Raw genomic sequence first — 21,842 nt, forward strand, 5'->3', positions numbered from 1 at the left:
GAACGACCATGGCACGCATGAAATTCATCTGTGACGCCGAGCGTTGCATCGAGTGCAACAGCTGCGTCACCGCCTGCAAGAACGAGCACGAGGTGCCGTGGGGCGTCAACCGGCGCCGCGTGGTGACCATCAACGACGGCATCGTCGGCGCCGAGAAATCGATCTCGGTCGCCTGCATGCACTGCTCGGATGCGCCTTGCATGGCGGTGTGCCCGGTCGACTGCTTCTACCGTACCGAAGACGGCGTGGTGCTGCACGACAAGGACGTCTGCATCGGCTGCGGCTACTGCTCCTACGCCTGCCCGTTCGGCGCTCCCCAGTTCCCCAGCGCCGGGACCTTCGGCGTGCGCGGCAAAATGGACAAGTGCACGTTCTGCGCCGGCGGGCCGGAGAAAAACGGCAGCGACGAAGAATTCGAGAAGTACGGACGCAACCGGCTGGCCGAAGGCAAGCTGCCGCTGTGTGCGGAAATGTGCTCGACCAAAGCGCTGCTGGGCGGCGACGGCGACGTCATTGCCGACATACTGCGCAACCGCGTGATCAAGCGCGGCAAGGGCGGCGATGTGTTCGGCTGGGGCACGGCCTACGGCAACAAGGGCGCCACGCAGGGTACCGCGGGCGCGGGCGCGGCGCCGCCCGCCGCGCCTCCCGCTTCAGGAGCGCAGCCATCATGACCCGCCTGTTGCTGATCCTGCTGGCCGCCGGCTGCACCGTGCTGGCCGCCTGTGGCGAGCGCGCGCAGACCGCCACGGCGGCGCACAAGAAATCCGACGCGCCGGCGTACGAGGGCGCGCCGGGCGACCCCTTCGTGGCCAAGGGCTGGACGCCGGGCGACAAGACCAGTTGGCAAAACCAGATCCGCGAGCGCAACCAGTACCAGAACGAATACAACCGCACGCCATGACAGCGGCGATGCGACGCCCGGGGCGCACCCTGGCCGACCCGATGGAGTGCATATGAAGCCGACGCTCAATCCTGGCTGGTTCCGCTACCTGGTGGGGGTGGCCTGCGCGCTGGCCTTGCTGGCGCCGCCCGGGGCCGCGCGGGCGCAAGCCCAAGCCCCGGCCCAGGGTGCTTCCGCGCCGCAGGCGGCCGGCGCGCCCGCCGAGGCCAACAACCCCGCCACGCATCCGGCCCAGCCCTTCGCGGGCATCGCTTCCGAGAACATCTTCAACGTGCCCCGCCGCGATCTCGCAGCCGAGGCGCAGGCCCAGCAGGCGCGTAGCAAGGATCAACCGGGCAACAACGCGCCGGTCTGGCGGGAGGCGAATTCCGACCAGGCGCACTACAGCAGCCTGCCAGCCAAGGAAGCCGGGGTGCTGATCCAGCGCACCGGGCAGAAGTGGCGCCTGTTCCGCAACGGGGTGATCACCGTCTGGGGCGGCTGGCTGATCGTGGTGGTGCCCGCCGCGATCCTGGCCTTTTTCTTCTGGCGCGGCGCGATCCCGCTCAAGACGCCGCGTACCGGCCGCATGATCCAGCGCTTTACGCCGCTGGAGCGCATGGTGCACTGGACCATGGCGATTTCATTCGTCACGCTGGCTGTCTCGGGCATCGTGATGCTGTTCGGCAAGCATTTCCTGCTGCCCCTGATGGGCCACACCTTGTTCGGCTGGCTCACCTACCTGCTGAAGAACGTCCATAACATCGTCGGCCCGGTCTTTACCTTGTCGGTGATCGTCGGCTTCGTGATCTTCGTGCGCGACAACTTCCCCGCCCGGGAGGACTGGCAGTGGCTCATCAAGCTCGGCGGGCTCGTGTCCGGCAAGCACGTGCCAAGCGGGCGCTTCAACGCTGGCGAGAAGGCCTGGTTCTGGGGCGGGCTGGTGGTCTTCGGCCTGATCCTGTCGGCCTCCGGCTGGGTGCTCGACATGATCGTGCCCGGCATGGATTTCTACCGCGCCACCATGCAGGTTGCCAACGTCATCCATGGCATCGCGGCGGTGCTGATGATGGCCATGGCCTGCGGCCATATCTACATGGGTACCATCGGCATGGAAGGGGCCTACCGCGCCATGCGCGACGGCTGGGTCGATGAAGCCTGGGCCAAGGAGCACCACGAGCTCTGGTACGACGATATCAAGGCAGGCAAGATCCCCGTGCAGCGCGCGGCCGAGCCAGAGCCGGGCGAGCGTGCCGGCGGCCGGGCCAGCCCGGGCGAAGTCTGAGCGCGCACGGCCGATCCCCAACGAGGAGCCCGATCCATGAACCGCATTCTGCTGGTGCTCGCCCTGGCCCTTGGCGGCACAGGCGCCCTGGCCAAACTGCCGCCGCCGACCGAGGCGCAAAAGCTCAAGGCCGACGAGGCCAAGGCGCGCGCCGGCTGGGCCGACAAGGTGGCCGCTTATCAGCTGTGCCGAGCGCAAGACAAGGCGGCGGCGCACTACTACAGCGACATGCAGGCCAAAGGCAAGGTGGTGGCGGCGGCTGCCACCGCCGCGCCGTGTGCCGATCCGGGCCCGTTCGTAGCGCAAGCGCCGGCTGCGCAAGCCGCAGCAAGCACTGCTGGAGGACCTTCCACCGCACCTGTCGCCACGCCTTCGGATCACAAACCGGCCGCAGCGCCGGGCACGGGAGCGGTACAATCGCCCCGGACATCACCGTGAGAGGAGGTTCGGCATGAAGCGTGTACGTGTACTTTTCGGTCTGGCTGTAGCGGGCACCCTGGCAGGCACTCTGGCCGGCTGCGGGGGCATGGGGATGAGCAGGTCCGATACCGCGGTCGCCGCGCTGGCGTCCAAGAGCGGTACCGCGACGCAGGGCAGCATCACCTTCACCCAGCGCGGTGACACGGTGCTGGTCAAGGCCGACGTAACCGGCCTGCCGCCCAATACCGAGCACGGCTTCCACGTGCACGAGAAGGGCGACTGCTCGGCCCCCGACGCCATGAGCGCGGGCGGCCACTTCAACCCGACGGCCAAGCCGCACGGTTCGATGTCGATGCCCGACCATCATGCTGGCGACATCAACAACCTCAAGGCCGACGCTACCGGCCGCGCCCAGGCCAGCTTCGAGCTGACCGGCGTGACCTTGGGCGCCGGCCCCACCAGCCTGGTGGGCCGCGCGGTGGTCGTCCACAAGGACCCGGACGACTACAAGACCCAGCCCACCGGCAACTCCGGCGGCCGCATCGCTTGCGGCGTGATCGCCAAGTCCTGACGGATGGGGGGCAGCGCGGGCCGGCGGTTCCCGGCGCGCGCCGCCCATCCCGCATCCCCAACGCCCATGCCCCTGCGCCCTGAAATGACCCACGCGTGCGTCCCCTTGATCGAAGAGGTCGAGGTGGTCGACGAGCAGGGGCGCGTGCGCCAGGCCTTCCTGCCCGGCGAGCGCCCGCTGACGGTCTACCTGGACAAACGCGAGCTGGTGACGCTGATGACGCTGGGCGGGGCGCCCGAGGCCCTGGTGCTGGGTTACCTGCGCAACCAGCGCCTGGTCGAATCGGTCGAGGATATTGCTGCCATCCAGGTCGACTGGGAGACCGAATCCGCCGCCGTCACGACCCGCACGGGCGTGGATCGCATCGAGGAGCGCACGGCGCGCCGGGTGGTGACCACCGGCTGTGGCCAGGGCACCGTGTTTGGCTCGTTGCTGGACGAAGTGGACAATATCCGGCTGCCGGACGACGCCACCCTGGACCAGGAAACGCTCTACGGCATCGTCGACACCATCCGGCTGCAGCAGTCGGTCTACAAACAGGCCGGCTCCGTGCATGGCTGCGCACTGTTCCGCGGGCGCGAGCTGCTGATGTTCATCGAGGATGTGGGCCGGCACAACGCCGTGGATGCCATCGCGGGGCTGATGTGGCTTGAAGGCATGAGCGGCGCTGACAAGGTGTTCTACACCACCGGGCGGCTGACCTCGGAGATGGTGATCAAGGGCGCCCAGATGGGCATTCCATTCCTGCTGTCGCGCTCGGGCGTCACGCAGATGGGCTACCAGATGGCCCGGCGCGTCAACCTGGCTCTCTTTGCCCGGTGCACGGGGCGCCACTTCCTGCTCTATACCGGCCGCGAACGCTTCCGGCACCAGTTGCCGGAACAAGCCACGGCCTGACGCCCGGGGGCGGACAGCCCGTTCCGGGGCCGGGGCGGCATTTAAGGCGGTGATGCCGGATTTTGGTTGTACAATGCGGCCCATCGCAAGGCCCCGGCAGGTCCGGCGCGCCTGTGAGCAAATGCGAGCAGTGTTCCCGGTCAGCATGGGCCGCGCCCGAGCCTGCCCTCATTTGTTCATCCCGATACCCCTATGAGCATCAAATCCGATAAGTGGATCCGCCGCATGGCGGAACAGCACGGCATGATCGAGCCCTTCGAGCCCGGCCAGGTACGGGAAGAAGACGGCCGCAAGATCGTTTCGTACGGCACCTCGAGCTACGGCTACGACATCCGCTGCGCCGACGAATTCAAGATCTTCACCAACATCAACAGCACCATCGTCGATCCGAAGAACTTCGACGAAAAGTCCTTTGTCGACTTCAAGGGCGATGTCTGCATCATCCCGCCGAACTCCTTCGCGCTGGCCCGCACGATGGAGTATTTCCGCATTCCGCGCAGCGTGCTGACCATCTGCCTGGGCAAGAGCACCTACGCGCGCTGCGGCATCATCGTCAACGTGACCCCGTTCGAGCCGGAATGGGAAGGCTATGTGACGCTGGAGTTCTCGAACACCACGCCGCTGCCTGCCAAGATCTACGCCGGTGAAGGCTGTGCCCAGGTGCTGTTCTTCGAGAGCGACGAGATCTGCGAGACTTCCTACCGCGATCGCGGTGGCAAGTACCAGGGTCAGCAAGGTGTCACACTGCCGAAGACCTGATCGCATACAATGCGCGCGTTGCGGTGTTACGGGAAACCCCGGGGCCGCGCGCCAAGCCTGAACGTCGAGCCACATGCCGACCCAGGGGGACGAATCCCCGGGCCATGTGGCTCAAGTCCTTCTTGCCGTCCAAGGATGCCAAATGAAATTCCGCTTCCCCGTCATCATCATCGATGAAGACTTCCGCTCCGAGAACATTTCCGGCTCGGGCATCCGCGCGCTGGCGCAGGCCATCGAGCAAGAAGGCATGGAGGTGATGGGCCTGACCAGCTATGGCGACCTGACCTCCTTCGCCCAGCAGTCCAGCCGTGCTTCTTCGTTCATCGTGTCGATCGACGACGACGAGTTCGTCAGCGAGGACGACCGGCCCGAAGCCGCGGCCATCGAGAAACTGCGCGCCTTCGTCAACGAAGTGCGCCGCCGCAACACCGACCTGCCCATCTTCCTGTACGGCGAGACCCGCACCTCGCGGCATATCCCCAACGATATCCTGCGCGAGTTGCACGGCTTCATCCACATGTTCGAGGACACGCCGGAATTCGTCGCGCGCCACATCATCCGCGAAGCCCGGGTCTACCTGGATTCGCTGGCGCCGCCGTTCTTCAAGGCGCTGATCGCCTACGCGCAGGACAGCTCCTACTCGTGGCACTGCCCGGGGCACTCCGGCGGCGTGGCGTTCCTCAAGAGCCCGGTCGGCCAGGTGTTCCACCAGTTCTTCGGCGAGAACATGCTGCGCGCCGACGTCTGCAATGCCGTCGATGAGCTCGGCCAGCTGCTCGACCACACCGGCCCGGTGGCGGCCTCGGAGCGCAATGCCGCGCGCATCTTCAACTCCGACCACATGTATTTCGTCACCAACGGCACATCCACCTCGAACAAGATGGTGTGGCATGCCAACGTGGCGCCGGGCGACATCGTGGTGGTGGACCGCAACTGCCACAAGTCGATCCTGCACGCGATCATGATGACAGGCGCGATTCCCGTGTTCCTGATGCCCACGCGCAATCACTACGGCATCATCGGCCCGATCCCGAAGAGCGAGTTCGATCCCGAGACCATTCGCCGCAAGATTGCCGCGCACCCGTTCGCCAGCCAGGCCAAGAACCAGAAGCCGCGCATCCTGACCATCACCCAGGGCACCTACGACGGCGTGCTGTACAACGCCGAACAGATCAAGGAAATGCTGGCCACGGAGATCGACACGCTGCATTTCGACGAAGCCTGGCTGCCGCATGCGGCATTCCACGACTTCTATCGCAACATGCACGCGATCGGCAAAGACCGCCCGCGCAGCAAGGACGCGCTGGTGTTCGCCACGCAGTCCACGCACAAGCTGCTGGCCGGCCTGTCGCAGGCCTCGCAGATCCTCGTGCAGGATTCGGATACGCGCAAGCTGGACCGCTACCGGTTCAACGAGGCGTACCTGATGCACACGTCCACCAGCCCGCAGTACTCGATCATTGCCTCGTGCGACGTGGCGGCGGCGATGATGGAAGCCCCGGGCGGCACCGCGCTGGTCGAAGAAAGCATCCAGGAAGCGATGGACTTTCGCCGCGCCATGCGCAAGGTCGAAGGCGACTACGATGCCGGCAACAACGGCGACTGGTGGTTCAAGGTGTGGGGCCCCGAGGCGCTGGTCGAGGACGACATCGGCGACCGCGAAGAGTGGATGCTCAAGGCCAACGAACGCTGGCACGGCTTCGGCGACCTGGCCGACGGCTTCAACCTGCTCGACCCGATCAAGGCCACCATCATCACCCCGGGCCTGGACGTGGACGGCGAGTTCAGCGACCGCGGCATCCCTGCGGCCATCGTCACCAAGTACCTGGCCGAGCACGGCATCATCATCGAGAAGACCGGGCTGTACTCGTTCTTCATCATGTTCACCATCGGCATCACCAAGGGCCGCTGGAACTCGCTGGTGACCGAGTTGCAGCAGTTCAAGGACGACTACGACCAGAACCAGCCGCTGTGGCGCGTGCTGCCGGAATTCGTCGGCAAGCATCCGCAGTACGAGAAGCTCGGCCTGCGCGACCTGTGCGACGCGATCCACAGCGTCTACAAGGCCAATGACGTGGCCCGCGTGACCACCGAGATGTACCTGTCGGACATGGAACCGGCAATGAAGCCGTCGGACGCATGGGCGATGATGGCCCACCGCGAGATCGAGCGCGTGGCCGTCGACGAACTGGAAGGCCGCGTCACCGCCATCCTGCTCACGCCTTACCCGCCGGGCATTCCGCTGCTGATCCCGGGCGAGCGCTTTAACCGCATCATCGTGCAGTACCTGAAGTTCGCGCGCGAGTTCAACAAGCTGTTTCCCGGCTTCGAGACCGACATCCACGGCCTGGTCGAGGAAGAGGTCGAGGGGGGTGGCAAGGCGTATTTCGTCGACTGCGTGAAGTAACGCAGGCTGGCGGCAAGAATGAAGGCCTCGCGTGTGCGAGGCCTTTTTTCTGCGCTCGCCGATGCCTTGCGCACGGCCGACGCGCCGCGCGAGATTGCGATAGAGTGGCGCTCACAAATCTATGCAACCTCGACGGAGTGGGAATGACATCAGCACGCGCGGTGGAATTGACGGAGTTCGGCGGCCCTGAAGTGATGCGCCTGGTGGATGCCGAGCTGCCCGCGCCGGCGGCCGGCCAGGTGCAGTTGCGCCAGACCGCCATCGGCTTCAACTATATCGACGTCTACCAGCGCTCGGGCAAGTACCCGCTGCCGTCGCCGACCGGGCTGGGCCATGAAGCCGCCGGCGTGGTCGAAGCGGTGGGCGAGGGCGTGACCGCCCTGCGCGAAGGCGACCGCGTGGTCTACATGCACGCTGGCATCGGTGCCTATGCCAGCCGGCGCAACGTGCCCGCCGACAAGCTGGTCAAGCTGCCCGGCAGCATCGACGACCTCACCGCCGCGGCGATCTTCTTCAAGGCCATGACCGCGCAATACCTCGTGCGCAAGACACATCCCGTGCAAGCCGGCGACATCGTGCTGGTGCATGCCGCCGCGGGCGGCGTAGGGCAGATCCTCAGCAGCTGGGCCAAGGCGCTCGGCGCCACCGTGATCGGCACCGCCGGCTCGGCCGAGAAGTGCGAAGTGGCCCGCGCGGCAGGGTGCGATGTCGCCATCAACTATTCGCAGGCGGACTGGGTGGAGCAGGTGATTGCCGCCACCAACGGGCGCAAGGCGCGCGTGGTCTATGACTCGGTGGGCAAGCATACCTTCATGGGCTCGCTGGACTGCGCGGCACCATTCGGGCTGGTGGCGCTCTATGGCGCCGCCTCGGGGCCCGTGCCGGCGTTCGAGCCGGAGCTGCTCAGCAAGAAGGGCTGCCTGTTCCTGACGCGACCATCGGTGTTCCCGCACAACGCCGATGCCCAGACGTTCCGTGCCAACGCGGCGGATGTGTTCCAGGCAATCGGGCAGGGTGCGATCCGGGCCGCCATTGGCGCGCGCTTCCCGCTTGAGCAGGTGGCCGAGGCGCATCGGGTGGCCGAGGCGCGCGCGACCACGGGCGCTATCCTGCTGCTGCCGTGACCTGACCATGTGACGGTCTCAGCGTGTAACCAGCCAAGGCCGTCACATGGCATTGCGCAGACGCTGACTGAAAGGAGACGGCGAGGCGCCGCGCAAGAGGTAGCATGCGCGGTATATTCGCATTGGTGCTTGGTCCCAGCTTGAGGACGGTCGCAGGTTGAGTTGTGGCAGAATCCCGGGGCGTCAAGGGTGTCCCGGCGCGTGGGCGTGTTTCAGCCGGCTTGCCGGCACTTGAAGCCCAACGTGGTGGGCGCCTGTTGTCCTGAAAATAGCACTGTCTCCGAATCCTGATTATCAATGCACTCTTCCGTCCCGAGCGCCACGTTGTCCCTACCTGTGTATCTTGTTTCTCGCAATGGTGTGCGAAACACGGGTGGTGTCGAGCGTGTTGTTCATCTCACGATGGATGACCTTATACGGCATGGATACGAGGTGACATTAGTGGACGAGATCCGGGTCGTGCCCAGCTTTTTGCGGGGTGGCCGGCTAGGCCAGTTCGTGTTTCCGATGCTTGCTTGCTTGTGGCTATGGCTAAAGCGAATGTCGGGGAATCGGTTTGTCACGATTTCAAACTCGTCATTTACCCCGTTTTATCCGTCGGACCTTCTTATAGTGCATGGCTCGGCGGCCGGATATATAAGAGCATTATCCGGTCTGCGAAAGCGATTTATCGGCATGAGGCTTCTCTCGGTTTTTGAGGGATTGTCGATGCGTACTGCCCGTTGCGTGGCTTGCGTGTCGGAGGATATACGGGATTTGTGCATTAAACTGCATGGAATCCCCTCGGAAAAGTGTGTTGTTGTGCATAATGGGATTAATGCCTCGATATTCAATCCGAAACCGAAATTCAACGGCGATACAGTCCGTATCGGATTCGCGGGCCGACTCGAATATGGCAAGGGTTTGCCATATCTGATTGAGGTGGCGCAATGGGTTGCAGCACAATCTAAGGTTTCCCTTGTGATAGCAACAATCAGCGAGATACCTGAAGCACTGCAGGGGCTACCCAATGTATCGATTATGCGCGGAGTTTCTCCTGAGAATATGGCAGCGTTTTACGATAAGATCGATATTTTCATCTTGCCTTCATTGTTCGAGGGTTTCGAGCTGGTCACCCTCGAGGCGTTGGCCTCCGGTGTCAGCGTACTTGGCACGGAGGTGGGCGCGTGCAAGGTCTTCATCAAGAGTGGTGTGCCGTGGGTGCGCAAGCTGCCTGCCAGTGCGGCAGAGCTCGCGACTGTCGGGGCGGCGTTGTTCGACACATTGCGACACAGCAGCGATCCTGACGCAATGAGGGCATTTATTGCCGAATTCTTTTCCACTCAGCGCTTCTGTGCCCAGATCCGCGCGCTTGCTCTGCGCCGAACCCCGTGAAAGTTCTCCTCGTGTCACCTAACGGCCTGCAGGAGCTCTCCGGCGGCGGGCTTTACCTGCGATCCATCGCGCAGTCCCTGTGCAATTCACCCACAATCACGGAGTTGACGATCCTTAGCAAGGACGTTGGCCGGCGGGATGCATTCGATGTTTCTGGCAAATGCAGGGCGGTTTATTTGCGCAAGAACGCCTGGCGGGATGTCCTTGCACGAGTGGCCTTGTGCCCAACTTATTTGCGGACTTACCAGTCGAATATTGCTGCCTATGCGACGAACGCCGATGTCATTATGTTCCACAATTCGCGCTGTGGCGGATTGATGCGGCATGTACGCCGCAAAGTGCCGGGCAGCACCTATGCGATCCTGAGCGACAACGTTGAAGCCGAGCTGAAGCGCCAGCATGTTGAGACGAATATGTTACGTAAGGTAACTAGCGGCCTCGAGACGTGGATTATCCGCCGCACTGAAGCATTGGCGCCGACAGCCGATCTTATGACGTTCATTACTGCAGCGGATCGAACACTTTTTACCGAAATTTATGGTGCGCCGCGTCGTGATGGGGTTCTTCCGATTGCGCTTTCTCGTGGCGATATCGGGGCCTCAGGCGGTGCCATTGAGCGGGGTGCCTCAGCAATAGTGCTGTTTACGGCTCACTTTGGCTTTGCACCGAATAAGAAGGCCTTGGAGAACTTTGCCGAGGTAGCGCGCAGGTTTCGACTGACCAGTCCGCTCCACGTTGAGTTTGTGGTGGCCGGTGCCAAAGCCGCCGAGGCCGCCGCGGGCTACCCGGATATCCGCGTCGTCGACAGCCCCAGCCCAGACCTCATGGCGGCAACATTGGCTTCGGCATCTGTTTATCTCGCGCCCGTCGATTGGGGTAGTGGCATGAAGACCAAGGTCGCCGAGGCGATGTCATATGGGCTGCCGGTGATTTGCATGCCCAATGCGGCGGTTGGCTACGAGGCAGTCTTATCGGACCCAAGATTCCGGGATACCGTTCGTGTGGTCGATGGCATTTCGTCGATGGTCGAGGTTCTTCACAATTTCTTACAGACCCCGGACTTGAGGCCCTCCCGCGAGAAGGTGCTTGACGCATTCGATACGCTATACTCTTACGCATCTCAAACGCGACGACTGGAAAATTTATTGTTAGCGCGATGATTACATCAAGTCCGAAGAAACTCGTGAGTATTGTCACGCCTGTTTACAATGATGGCAGGTATATTTCCGCCTGCGCGAACTCGGTTTTGCTGCAGAGTCTCCCGGATTTCGAGTGGCTATTGATAGATGATGGCTCGGATATCGAAACGGCTACGATCCTGGCGGATCTGGCTGCTTCGGATTCGCGCATAAGTATCCTGACAAACCCGGTAAGCCGTGGACCCGCATTCGCTCGGAATGTCGGCGTTGCGGCCGCGCGGGGCGATTTTATCGCCTTCCTAGATGCGGATGATATATGGGATTCAGGGAAGCTCGAGCGGCAGACAGCATTCATGCTGGAAAATAATCTCGATTTTAGTTATCACGATTATATTTCGTTCGAGGACGGTGGTGGAAGCCCGATAGCGAGGGTTTGCGGTCCTGACCGCCTTACCCTCTTTTCCCACAATGCCAGGCGCGGTGTGGGATGCTTGGCGGTGATGCTGAGGCGCCATATCGCGAAGGACGGTCTGTTTCCTAGCATGCCGTCAGGACTGGTTGCCGAGGATTTCGCCGCCTGGGCGATTCTCGTAAAAACCGGCTACAAGGGATGGCGGCTTCCAGAAACCCTTGCCTGGTATCGCGTGCGCAAGCGCTCATTCTCGTCCAACAAGCTCCGATCGGTACGATCGGTCTGGTTCATCATGAGAACACTGGAGGGGTTCAGCAAGGCGACTTCCGCCTTCTTCCTTGCTAGTTTCGCGTGCACTACGATTACCAGTCGTATTTTTTCGCGCCTCTCAGGCCCACGCCTCCTTTCGGCGCCTCCATGGTATTGAACGCGGTTTTTTCTGGTGTGGGCGTTCTCGTCAAGTTACTGTCAGGCCTTGCCACCAACAAGATTCTCTCCGTCCAGCTAGGGCCTGCCGCATTCGGCATCTGGGGGAACATCTTCAGTATCAGTTCGCTCTATTCGACCTTTTCCAATGGAGGAATCGGACAGGGCCTAGTGGCCAAACTGTCGGCCGAGAGGCAGGAGGCAGGGCAATCGCGTGACCGCTGGCTGGCCGGTGGCCTAATTTATGCCATTGGCTTGCCGCTCCTGATATGTGGCTTCCACGCGGCGTTTCGCGATCTGGGTATTGTGAATGGTGCACAACTCCTGAGTCCGGCCGCGGCATTGATGATTGCGCTGTGCGCCGGTTTAACATTGCACGTGCAGGCGGTCGCCTTATCCCTTGGCAAAACGGGCGCCAACGCGTTGGTCGTGGGCTTGAGCGGGCCCGCGGCTTTGCTGGCGTACTGGCTGATTGTCCGCCCAGGTTCCCCGGAAAGCGCCATTCTGGCTCTTATGACTGGCGGCGCAATGACGTTAGGCATGTGGTTGCTCGCGGCAAGACTGGCGGGCATGCGCTGGCACGCTGGCGTGCAAATGCCAAAGGCGAACTGGGTGGCGGTCAGAACGCTTGCTCCGTATGTCGCCATCGCGCTAGCTCCCGCGCTGGTCGGGACAAGCGCGGTGATCGCTGTACGCGCCACGATTTCGGCCCAGTTGGGGCCGGAAGCGGCGGGCCTATGGCAAGGCCTGTTTCGCATCTCCGATGCCGTCATGGCAATGACGCAGGCGGTGGTTGCTTACGTGTTGCTACCTGAAGTCTTTCGCAGCGGTTCGCCGCGAGAGGCGCTGAAGGGGCGTCTGCCGGGCTATGCGATCATGGTTGCGGCAGGGCTTGCTGTGGGCATGCTGATTGTCCTGCTGGCATCCGATGTGATTGTGAAACTGCTCTATTCCGAACAGTTCATGGCCATATCGAAGCTAATGTGGATTGAGTTGGCGGGGGATGCCTTGAAGGCCTTGGCCATGCCTTTAATCGCATTTTTTATCTATGAGCGGAAGTTGCGATTCTCCTGGGCTCTGGAGTTGGTGTTTTCGATTTCATTTGTGCTTGGTACACATTTATTGATCGGTGCTACGGGACTGGCAGGTGCGGCGATTGCTTATGTCGTGGCAAATCTGATTCTCTTGGTCGTCGCTTCGACAATTTTTTTTGGTACACGGAATGCGTAGTATCGCTTTGCCGGCGATTGCCGTGCTGATCCTCGCGAATCTTGTCTCAGGATCGTTCGGGGTGCTCAGCGTTCAGGCGCCAATCACCGGCCTGACTTTTGCCGTTTGTCTGGCGTTGACAAGCCTGGCCGCGCCCACTCGGACCAATCCTGCTAGTCTGCTCTGCCTGACCACGGGTATGTTCTTGCTTGGTCGTTTTTTTATCACGACTATCTTCGGCTGGGCGGATTACCGGTATGGCGATTGGTTTCTGATGGGTCCGATGGACCTCACGCTGGTAGCCAAGGCACTCGCCGCCATTTCACTTTTCCTGTGCGGCATCACGCTGGCTGTTGGCAAACTGGGCCAGTTGGAGGCGCGCGAGGATCCGGCGCTGGGACGTATAGCGCTGCGCGTTGGTATTGTCCTGATGCCATTTGCTCTCTATCGCCTCCACATCAACTTGGCGACCTGGAGCAGTGGCGACTATCTCGGCCTTTATAAGACCGGTGGCCCCGGCGGGATTCCGTACGCAATTGGAAGCTGGATGATCCTATGCGTCTTCGTATACATAGCATCCCGCCCCAAATGGAAGCCGGCCCTGCTTGCCTATGTCTTTGGGGTGATGCTGTGCTTGCTGGACACACTCAAGGGTGCACGCGGCATACCAATGGCTCAGATCATTGGACTCACATGGCTCTTCGTGACCAGCCAGGGGTTCAGGTTCTCAGTATGGAAGGCGCTGCTAGCGGGCATTGCGCTCGCGATCTTCGGTGAGTACCTGGGGCGGGCGCGAGTAGGTGTAGCGGGTTCAGGGTCCTTCTTTGCGAACCTGCCAGATACGCTGATGGGATTTGTTTACGGACAAGGCGTTTCCCTGATTTTCATCGTGTCGACTCTGAAGAATCTCGCGTCCTTTGTCATACCCATTGACGGCCTGCATTCCACGTTCGCTCTGTTTATCGACGGCTATGACCGGCTCTTCCAGCACTTGCCGACTGGCCAGAACCTGGACTTCGCGCACCATACGGCGAGCTTGGCGCACCGGGTGTCTTTCATCGTCGATGCTGAGATGTACCTCGATGGCAAGGGAATGGGGGGGTCAGCAGTGGCTGAAGCAATGCTTTACTCCCCGCTTTTTGGTCCGCTGTTCGCTGGCGCGTTCACCGGGCTGGTCCTGAAATGTCTGTTTCGGCTGGGCACCAAATCTCCGGTCGGGCTCTTCATCTTCGCAAGTGTATTCCCGTTTTTGCTATTGGTGCCACGAGAGACGCAGCTCTTCTTTTTCGTGCCACTGGTAAAGGCGGCGCTCTTTGCTGTTGTTGTCTGCGTGCTAGCGAGACGTTATGTCATACAGTCAAAATAAGGTCACGGTGGTCGTCCCCACCTACAAGCGTGCGCATTTGCTCCATACGACGATCCCATCGTATCTGCAGCCGGAAGTGGAACAGTTGATTCTGGTGGATGATTGTTCGCCCGATGATACCGGAGCCGTTGCGCAACAACTCATCCAGAAATATCCGCAGATCCAGTACATCCGCAATGCTGTCAACAGTAAGCAAACGGCTTCCAAGAATCGAGGCAAGGCGTTGGCACGCACGGAGTATCTCTACTTCGGAGATGACGATTCGATGTTGAGCGAGGGGGCGATTGGCTTGCTACTCCAGACCGCAAAAGAGCACGCGGCGGATATCGTGGGTGCCTCGGCGCTGTATCTTCGTGACAATGAGGATGATTTTTCCGGCGTGATGGGCAGGCGCAAGTTGATCAGGGATGCGAACGACGTCGCTGACCTTAGCAGGCTACAGTTTGATTTCTCGGCCGTCACCGATATGCCCATGGAGCTGCCTGTTTGTCACGCATCATTCCTGATTCGCGCCGAAGCCGCACAGTCAGTCGATTTTGATACCGGCTATATCGGGAATTGCTATCGCGAGGAAACCGATTATCTTGTCCGCTGCCGAGAGGCAGGAATGAAGGTTCTCTATGACTCGCGTGCGGTACAGATCAACTTGCCGCCTTCAAAAGCAACCGGTGGCGCGCGAGGACGGGGGCGACTGTCCTATGAAAGCTATGCGCTCTATAACACAATGCGCTTTGCGCTCAAAAACCGAAAGGCGCTGAAGCGAATTGACCCACGCTGCCACCCCGTCAGGATGACGGTGAGCTATATCGGGGGGCGGGTGCATGCTGTCATGCTCCGTATGAAAGGCACCTGACCGGACGAAGGCAGTGTGAGGTAGCCTGACAGTAGTGGACACACCTGATTCTTAGATAATGATCTGGTCAGGAGGTGTCAGAGATGAAGAGTGGAAGGCAGGCCTACTCGGAGGAGTTCCGGGCGGAAGCGGTAAACCTGGACCGCCTGTTCGACCTACTCATACGGCAAATGTTCACTGAGCCAGGAGAAGTCGGCGGGTTGCTGAGCTTCCAGCAGGTAGTTGAGGTGTGCGGATAACATTGCGCTGCAAAGCTAACACTGCGGCGCGGGGTTTGCAGCCGCGTTCACGGCCGCAATAGAAAATGCCGTTCGGTTCTTAACCGAACCTTAACCGAACGGCATTACAGCCGAGATAGCCCCTTTTGATTCCGTAGTGACCGCTGCAGGCTGGAGTTCCTGCTACTTCTTCTTGTCGAACTCGAACTGCGGCGTAGCGGGCTCGCTGTCGGCAGGCGCCGCCGGCAACTCCAGCGTGCCAGGCTCGCTACGGCCGCCCGGCGCAGGCGCCGGCACCGAGGCCGCACCGCCCGGGCTCTCGCCCCCCAGCGGAATCGTGACCTCCGCCGCATTGCTATGGTGCAACGACCCCTTGTCCAGGAACATCGTCACCAGGCCCGGCCAGAACATCACCAGCACGACCATGATCAGCTGCAGGCCGACCCAGGGCAGCGCGCCCCAGTAGATGTCGGAACTCTTCACTTCCTTGGGCGCAATGCCGCGCAGGTAGAACAGCGCGAAGCCGAAGGGCGGGTGCATGAAGGAGGTCTGCATGTTCACGCACAGCATCACGCCGAACCACACCAGCGCCGCGGTGGCTGCCGCTTCCGGGTTGCCGCCCATCGAATCGGCGACGACCGGCGCCAGCACCTTGACCGCAACCGGCGCCAGCATCGGCACCACGATGAACGCGATCTCGAAGAAGTCCAGGAAGAAGGCGAGGAAGAAGATGAACAGGTTGACCACCAGCAGGAAGCCGATCCAGCCGCCCGGCAGCGAGGTGAACATGTGCTCCACCCAGGCGCCGCCATCCACGCCCTGGAACACCACCGAGAAGCAGGTGGAGCCGATCAGGATGAACACCACCATGGCGGTGATGCGCGCCGTGGACTGGTAAGCCTCGATGATCAGCCCGCGCAGCGCGGTCAGTTGCCCGGCACGCAGCAGCAGCCACGTGATCACGAGGTAGACCACCGCCAGCGGAATGCGGAAGGCATGCGAGCCGAACGCGACGGTGCCGGCGATGATGGCCACGCCCGTGGCGGCAAGGCCGATACGATAGATATTGCGGTCGAGCTTGCCGAAGCCGGGGTCGCGCAGCACCGCCAGCACCAGCGCGCCGACCGCGCCCATGGCGCCGGATTCGGTCGGCGTGGCGATGCCGAGCATGATCGTGCCCAGCACCAGGAAGATCAGCACCGCGCAGGGAATGATGCCGCGCAGGCATTTGCGCCACAGCGCCCAGCCGCGCAGCGTGCGTTCTTCCACCGGCACCGGCGGCAGCCAGTCGGGCTTGATGCGGGCCAGCACGAAGGTATAAAGCGCGAACAGCGCGATCTGGATCACCGACGGGCCCCAGGCGCCCAGGTACATGCTGCCCACGTCGGCACTGCCCATCGGCGTCTTGAGCTGGTCGGCCAGCACTACCAGCACCAGCGACGGCGGTACCAGCTGCGTGATGGTGCCCGACGCCGCCAGCACGCCGGTGGCGTACTTCATGTTGTAGCGGTAGCGCATCATGACCGGCAGCGAGATCATCGCCATGGCGATCACCTGCGCCGCCACGGTGCCCGTGATGGCGCCGAGGATGAAGCCCACGATGATGACCGAGTAGCCCAGGCCGCCGCGCACCGGGCCGAACAATTGGCCCATGGAGTCCAGCATGTCCTCGGCCAGCCCGCACTTCTCCAGTATCGCCCCCATGAAGGTGAAGAAGGGGATGGCGAGCAGCAACTCGTTGGCCAGCACGCTGCCGAACACGCGGCTGGGCACCGCCTGCAGGAAACTGACCGGGAAGTAGCCAAACTGAATGGCCAGGATGCCGAAGGCAAGACCCACCGCCGACAGCGAAAATGCGACCGGGAAGCCGATCAGCATGAATACCACCAGGCCGCCGAACATCAGCGGCGGCATATATTCCAATGGAATCATTGCACCGGCCTCTCGTATTTCGATTCGATGCGCACGAGGCCCTTGAGGGCGGCGATGCGCTTGATCAGCTCGGACACGCCCTGCAAGGCAAGCAGGGCGAAGCCGAGGGGCACCACCAGCTTGATCGGGTAACGCGGCAGGCCGCCGGAATTACCGGATTGCTCGAGGATGTGCCACGAGGGCAGGAACAGCGATTCCCACGACAGCCAGGCAAACAGCACGCAGGATGGCAGCAGGAAAAAGACAATGCCGAAGATGTCGATCCAGTGTTGCGCGCGCTCCGATACGTTGCCGTAGATCAGGTCCACGCGCACGTGTTCGTTGCGCTGGAAAGTGTAGGAGGCGCCGAACATCACCGCGATGGCGAACATATACCATTGCAGCTCGAGCGGCCAGTTGTCGCTGAGGTTGAAGCCGTAACGCAGCAGGGCGTTGCCTGCGCTGATCAGGCACGACAGCAGGATCATGATGTTTGCAAGCCTGCCCGTGTGCTGATTCAACCTGTCGATCTGTCGTGACAGACCAAGCAAGTAATACATGGGTTGTCTCCCCTGTTTTTGCGGCGATTAGTTTATCTGTAACAAAATGCTTCGGCGCTTGGGGCTAATACCTACCGCTTCGCGCAAAAATCAAAAGAGCCGGGAAACAATAAAAAAAGCCGCCAGGGGTCTGCCCTGGCGGCTTTCTTTCAAAACAAAACTTACGTGAAACTTACATCGGCACGCTGCGCTGCATTGAATCCTCAGCCTGCGTTTAAAGCGTGGCGCGCGCCGCGGCAATGGCCGCGCGTACCTGTGCCGGCGCGGTGCCGCCGATGTGGTTACGCGCCGCGACCGAGCCTTCCAGCGTCAGCACCGCGTGCACGTCATCGCCGATCAGCGCGGCCTTGTCGCCCAGGCCGGTGACTTCGCGCAGCTCGGCCACGGTCAGGTCGGCCAGGTCGCAGCGGCGGTTGTCGCATGCGCGCACCGCGTGGGCCACGGCTTCGTGGGCATCGCGGAAGGGCAGGCCGTGCTTGACCAGGTAGTCGGCCAGGTCGGTGGCTGTGGCATAGCCTTGCAGCGCGGCGGCGCGCATGGCGTCCGGCTTGACCGAGATGCCCGGCACCATGTCGGCGAAGATGCGCAGCGTGTCGGCCACGGTGTCCACCGTGTCGAACAGCGGCTCTTTGTCTTCCTGGTTGTCCTTGTTGTACGCCAGGGGCTGGCCCTTCATCAGGGTCAAGAGGCCGATCAGGTGGCCGTTGACGCGACCGGTCTTGCCACGCGCCAGTTCGGGCACGTCCGGGTTCTTCTTCTGCGGCATGATCGAGCTACCGGTGCAGAAGCGGTCGGCGATATCGATAAAGCCCACGCGCGGGCTCATCCAGATCACCAGTTCTTCGGAGAAGCGCGAGATGTGGGTCATCACCAGCGCGGCGGCGGCGCAGAATTCGATGGCGAAGTCGCGGTCGGAGACGGCGTCCAGCGAGTTGCGGCACACGCCGTCGAAGCCCAGCTGCTGCGCCACGAACTCACGGTCGATCGGGTAGCTGGTGCCGGCCAGCGCGGCGGCGCCCAGCGGCAGGCGGTTCACGCGGCGGCGGCAGTCGGCCATGCGCTCGGCGTCGCGCGTGAACATTTCCACGTAGGCCAGCAGGTGGTGGCCGAAGGTGACCGGCTGGGCCACCTGCAGGTGGGTGAAGCCCGGCAGGATGGTGTCGGCGTTCTTCTCGGCCAGGTCCAGCAGCGCGCCACGCAGCGCGCCCAGCAGGCCGATGATGGTGTCGATCTCGCTGCGCAGCCACAGGCGGATATCGGTAGCGACCTGGTCGTTACGCGAGCGGCCGGTGTGCAGGCGCTTGCCGGCGTCGCCGACCAGCGCGGTCAGGCGCGCTTCGATATTCAGGTGGACGTCTTCCAGGTCGAGCTTCCACTCGAAGCCGCCGGCCTCGATCTCGCCACGGATCTGCGTCATGCCGCGCTCGATCTCGGCGCGGTCGGCCTCGGCGATGATTCCCTGCTTGGCCAGCATGGCGGCGTGCGCCAGCGAACCCTGGATGTCGAACAGAGCCAGGCGCTTGTCGAAGAACACCGAAGCGGTGTAGCGCTTCACCAGGTCGGACATCGGTTCGGAGAAGCGGGCGGACCAGGCTTCGCCTTTCTTGGCAAGTTGGGAGGTCATGGGCGGTAAGGCTGGGTTAGCTCGCAAGCCGGCGGCGGGCCGCGGGGCGAACGAGAGAATTCGGGGAAACCACGATTATATCGCTGCCGGGCCCCACGCAGACGGTAGCGGGTCCGGGAGGGCCTCCCGGACCGCCCTATAAGGTGTTGTCGATGACCTGGCCCTTGAACACCACCGGCCCGGTGGGGCCGTTGGGGTCGGGCGAGCCGCCGCGCGGCTCCACGCTGATCGCCAGCGCCGGCACCTTGCCCAGCGCCTGGGCGACCGCCAGGCGCAACTGGCGCTGGTGCCCGATCACGCCGAGCGACTGCGGCTTGCCGCTGGCGGGGAGGGCCCAAAGCTGCAGGGCCTGCGCATCGTTCAGTGGCAGGTGATCCAGGCGGCGCAAGGTAAGCGCTTGCGAACGTGCATCCCAGGTCACAAGTACGGCGGCCTGGGCGCGATCGTCGTTGAGCACGGCCACGGCATTGACCAGCGGGGCAGTGTCCAGCTGACGGACCATCCGCACGTTGAGGCCGATTGCCACGGCTGCCAGCGCGGCGGTCGCCATGGTGGCACCGCGCCAGAAGCCGGGGGCGGCCCACAGCCGTTGCCACCAGGCTGCGGGTGCCGCACCGGCCGGGGTGGCCGCGTCGGACGCCTTCATGGCTTGCCAGCCCAGCCGTTGTTCGATCCCGCACCACACCTTCTCCACCGGCGCCGAGGCAGGCTGGAGTTCGGCAAGGCCTGACAGCCTGGACTGCCAGTGGCTGATGGCAGCGCGGATCGCGGGTTCCTCGCGGGCGAGCGTCTCCAGCCGGCGGCGCGCGCCCCCGCGCAACACGCCCAGCGCGTACTGCGCGGCAAGGCGGTCGATCAGGTCGGGATGGCGGCTGAGGTTCATGACAGGCTTTCCAGGCACGTGCGCAGGCGCTCCAGGCCGCGCCGTATCCATGACTTGATGGTGCCAAGCGGCACCTGCAATTGTTCGGACAGCTCGCTATGGCTCATGTCCTTCAGGTAGGCCAGCGAGATAGCCTGCCGCTGTGGCTGTTCCAGCCGCTGCAGGCACTGGTTCAACGCCCGCGCTTGCTGGCTGGCGAGCGCAAGTTCCGCCGGGCCGGCCGCTTCGTCGGCCAGCCACTCGCCAAGGCTGTCGTCCAGCTCCACGGTCTGGCTGGTGCGGGCAGCTGCCTGGCGGCGCAGGCAATCCAGCGCCCGGTTGCGCACGATGGCTGTCATCCAGGTCATCGGGGCAGCCAGGTGCGGCCGGTAGTCGCCGGCGTGATGCCAGATGCTGACGAAACTCTCTTGCACCACATCCTCCGCCCAGTCGTGCCTGTTGGTTATACGCAGCGCGAGGCCAAACAGTTTCGTTGCGGTCTGGTCGTAGAGCTGCCGCAAGGCGTGCCGGTCTCCCATGGCCGCGCCTTGCAGCAACGCGGCAAGCAGGTCGGCGTCGGCCGGCCTGGGGGCAAAAGAGGAGTCGGCGGGGGAGGAGGGCACCGGGGGCGGATATCAGCAAGTGACGTTCCCGGATTATAGGCACGGCTCGCGCGCGGCATGCGAAGGATCGCTGCATCCGATGGCCAATTGCGCGCGTAGAAGAGACAGGCGCCGCCGTTGCAGCCGCGATGCAAGCCGCATCCGAGCGCATGCGACCCCATGAAGGCGCCGTCCACCCCTATACAGGAGAACACCATGGAACGCATGCAGTCGAGCACCGCGCAGCACGAACGCCAGGCCGGCGAGGACACGGACAGCCGCATCCTTGTTGCGCCGGATGCGCGCCGGCGCGGCTTGCTGAAAGTCCCCGGCCTATTCGCGCTGGGATCGCTGGCGGTGATGAGCCTGGGCGAGTCGATGCCAGCATGGGCGCAGGTTCAGTCCGGCAGCACCAAGGACGATATCGCGATTCTCAATGTTGCCCTCGGGCTGGAATACCAGGCCATCGCGGCCTATCAGGTTGGCGCGGAGAGCGGTTTGCTGCAAAAACCCGTGCTGGAAACAGCGGTCAAGTTCCAGACGCACCACAAGGCACACGCACAGGTGCTGGCGGGCACGGTGTCCAAGATGGGCGGCAGCCCCGTGATCACCAAAAAGCCGGGCGAATACGGCTTCCCGACCGATCAGCTGAAAACACAGGCCGACGTACTGCGCTTTGCCGCCGGCCTGGAGAAGGGGGCCACCGCGGCCTACCTGGGCGTATTGCCGAACTTCCACAATCGCGAGCTGACCAAGGCCGCCGGCAGCATCCTGGGTGACGAAGCGATGCATTGGGCCATCCTGCTCTCGGTGCTCGGCGAAGACCCGGTGCCGGGCGCGTTCGTCGGCTAAAAGCCTGGCCGCCAATATCGGATGGAGAGCCGCGCGCCCGGTCTGCCGTTTCTGCCCGGATAGCCAATACCCACGGTAGACGAGCCAC

21 protein-coding genes are annotated in these 21,842 nt (G+C 62.8%); 16 read left to right on the plus strand and 5 right to left on the minus strand.

Features of this window, described 5'->3' with window-relative positions:
• Window positions 1-8 precede the first annotated feature (8 nt).
• From fdh3B to AC1Q7Q_RS38715, 15 genes are all read left to right on the plus strand, one after another.
• Window positions 9-674: a formate dehydrogenase FDH3 subunit beta gene (gene fdh3B, locus AC1Q7Q_RS38645; protein WP_492374978.1), complete on the plus strand. Its 666-nt coding sequence runs from the start codon at window positions 9-11 to the stop codon at window positions 672-674.
• On the plus strand, window positions 671-904 hold the full coding sequence (locus AC1Q7Q_RS38650; RefSeq protein WP_492374979.1) for a hypothetical protein: 234 nt from the start codon (window positions 671-673) through the stop codon (window positions 902-904). Before fdh3B ends, AC1Q7Q_RS38650 begins: the two co-directional genes overlap by 4 nt.
• 52 nt (window positions 905-956) lie before the next feature.
• Window positions 957-2,168: a formate dehydrogenase subunit gamma gene (locus AC1Q7Q_RS38655; RefSeq protein WP_492374980.1), complete on the plus strand. Its 1,212-nt coding sequence runs from the start codon at window positions 957-959 to the stop codon at window positions 2,166-2,168.
• A gap of 36 nt (window positions 2,169-2,204) precedes the next feature.
• Window positions 2,205-2,606, plus strand: a complete 402-nt coding sequence (locus tag AC1Q7Q_RS38660) for a hypothetical protein (RefSeq protein WP_492374981.1) — start codon at window positions 2,205-2,207, stop codon at window positions 2,604-2,606.
• A gap of 13 nt (window positions 2,607-2,619) precedes the next feature.
• Entirely contained in the window at window positions 2,620-3,159 is a 540-nt protein-coding gene (locus AC1Q7Q_RS38665; RefSeq protein WP_492374982.1) for a superoxide dismutase family protein, read from the plus strand.
• 66 nt (window positions 3,160-3,225) lie between these two features.
• Window positions 3,226-4,056, plus strand: a complete 831-nt coding sequence (locus tag AC1Q7Q_RS38670; protein ID WP_174422654.1) for a formate dehydrogenase accessory sulfurtransferase FdhD — start codon at window positions 3,226-3,228, stop codon at window positions 4,054-4,056.
• A 192-nt stretch (window positions 4,057-4,248) separates the two neighbouring features.
• Window positions 4,249-4,815 carry a dCTP deaminase gene (dcd, locus tag AC1Q7Q_RS38675; RefSeq protein ID WP_017230746.1) on the plus strand — a complete coding sequence of 189 codons (567 nt, stop codon included), beginning with the start codon at window positions 4,249-4,251 and terminating at the stop codon, window positions 4,813-4,815.
• A gap of 142 nt (window positions 4,816-4,957) precedes the next feature.
• Window positions 4,958-7,222 carry an arginine/lysine/ornithine decarboxylase gene (locus tag AC1Q7Q_RS38680; protein ID WP_183036612.1) on the plus strand — a complete coding sequence of 755 codons (2,265 nt, stop codon included), beginning with the start codon at window positions 4,958-4,960 and terminating at the stop codon, window positions 7,220-7,222.
• Between the two features lie 143 nt (window positions 7,223-7,365).
• Entirely contained in the window at window positions 7,366-8,346 is a 981-nt protein-coding gene (locus AC1Q7Q_RS38685; protein ID WP_492374983.1) for a quinone oxidoreductase family protein, read from the plus strand.
• Window positions 8,347-8,643: 297 nt separating this feature from the next.
• Window positions 8,644-9,720 carry a glycosyltransferase family 4 protein gene (locus AC1Q7Q_RS38690; RefSeq protein ID WP_492374984.1) on the plus strand — a complete coding sequence of 359 codons (1,077 nt, stop codon included), beginning with the start codon at window positions 8,644-8,646 and terminating at the stop codon, window positions 9,718-9,720.
• The gene (locus tag AC1Q7Q_RS38695; protein ID WP_492374985.1) at window positions 9,717-10,880 is read left to right on the plus strand and encodes a glycosyltransferase; all 1,164 of its coding nucleotides are present in this window, start codon (window positions 9,717-9,719) and stop codon (window positions 10,878-10,880) included. Before AC1Q7Q_RS38690 ends, AC1Q7Q_RS38695 begins: the two co-directional genes overlap by 4 nt.
• 23 nt (window positions 10,881-10,903) lie before the next feature.
• On the plus strand, window positions 10,904-11,698 hold the full coding sequence (locus AC1Q7Q_RS38700; protein ID WP_492374986.1) for a glycosyltransferase family 2 protein: 795 nt from the start codon (window positions 10,904-10,906) through the stop codon (window positions 11,696-11,698).
• The gene (locus AC1Q7Q_RS38705; RefSeq protein ID WP_492374987.1) at window positions 11,689-12,927 is read left to right on the plus strand and encodes an MATE family efflux transporter; all 1,239 of its coding nucleotides are present in this window, start codon (window positions 11,689-11,691) and stop codon (window positions 12,925-12,927) included. Before AC1Q7Q_RS38700 ends, AC1Q7Q_RS38705 begins: the two co-directional genes overlap by 10 nt.
• The gene (wzy, locus tag AC1Q7Q_RS38710; protein WP_492374988.1) at window positions 12,920-14,272 is read left to right on the plus strand and encodes an O-antigen polysaccharide polymerase Wzy; all 1,353 of its coding nucleotides are present in this window, start codon (window positions 12,920-12,922) and stop codon (window positions 14,270-14,272) included. Before AC1Q7Q_RS38705 ends, wzy begins: the two co-directional genes overlap by 8 nt.
• Window positions 14,253-15,125, plus strand: coding sequence for a glycosyltransferase family 2 protein (locus tag AC1Q7Q_RS38715; RefSeq protein ID WP_492374989.1), 873 nt, complete (start codon window positions 14,253-14,255; stop codon window positions 15,123-15,125). The genes wzy and AC1Q7Q_RS38715 overlap by 20 nt, the downstream gene beginning before the upstream one ends.
• Before the next feature lie 401 nt (window positions 15,126-15,526).
• Here AC1Q7Q_RS38715 and AC1Q7Q_RS38720 read toward each other — a convergent pair whose 3' ends face one another.
• The 5 genes from AC1Q7Q_RS38720 to AC1Q7Q_RS38740 all read right to left on the minus strand — a co-directional run bounded on the left by AC1Q7Q_RS38720 (window position 15,527) and on the right by AC1Q7Q_RS38740 (window position 20,923).
• The gene (locus tag AC1Q7Q_RS38720) at window positions 15,527-17,275 is read right to left on the minus strand and encodes a TRAP transporter large permease (protein WP_492374990.1); all 1,749 of its coding nucleotides are present in this window, start codon (window positions 17,273-17,275) and stop codon (window positions 15,527-15,529) included.
• A complete protein-coding gene (locus AC1Q7Q_RS38725) occupies window positions 17,272-17,814 on the minus strand; it encodes a TRAP transporter small permease subunit (protein ID WP_492374991.1) in 543 nt (180 codons plus the stop codon). The genes AC1Q7Q_RS38720 and AC1Q7Q_RS38725 overlap by 4 nt, the downstream gene beginning before the upstream one ends.
• Before the next feature lie 214 nt (window positions 17,815-18,028).
• Entirely contained in the window at window positions 18,029-19,438 is a 1,410-nt protein-coding gene (argH, locus tag AC1Q7Q_RS38730) for an argininosuccinate lyase (RefSeq protein WP_492374992.1), read from the minus strand.
• Window positions 19,439-19,574: 136 nt separating this feature from the next.
• Complete coding sequence (locus tag AC1Q7Q_RS38735) at window positions 19,575-20,321, minus strand: anti-sigma factor (RefSeq protein ID WP_492374993.1); 747 nt, start codon at window positions 20,319-20,321, stop codon at window positions 19,575-19,577.
• The gene (locus AC1Q7Q_RS38740) at window positions 20,318-20,923 is read right to left on the minus strand and encodes a sigma-70 family RNA polymerase sigma factor (protein ID WP_416049442.1); all 606 of its coding nucleotides are present in this window, start codon (window positions 20,921-20,923) and stop codon (window positions 20,318-20,320) included. Before AC1Q7Q_RS38740 ends, AC1Q7Q_RS38735 begins: the two co-directional genes overlap by 4 nt.
• A gap of 195 nt (window positions 20,924-21,118) precedes the next feature.
• Here AC1Q7Q_RS38740 and AC1Q7Q_RS38745 point away from each other — a divergent pair, with 195 nt between their 5' ends.
• Window positions 21,119-21,754: a ferritin-like domain-containing protein gene (locus tag AC1Q7Q_RS38745; protein WP_492376711.1), complete on the plus strand. Its 636-nt coding sequence runs from the start codon at window positions 21,119-21,121 to the stop codon at window positions 21,752-21,754.
• The last annotated feature ends 88 nt before the right edge of the window (window positions 21,755-21,842 follow it).

Source organism: Cupriavidus sp. GW823-FHT07A04 (assembly GCF_058794615.1).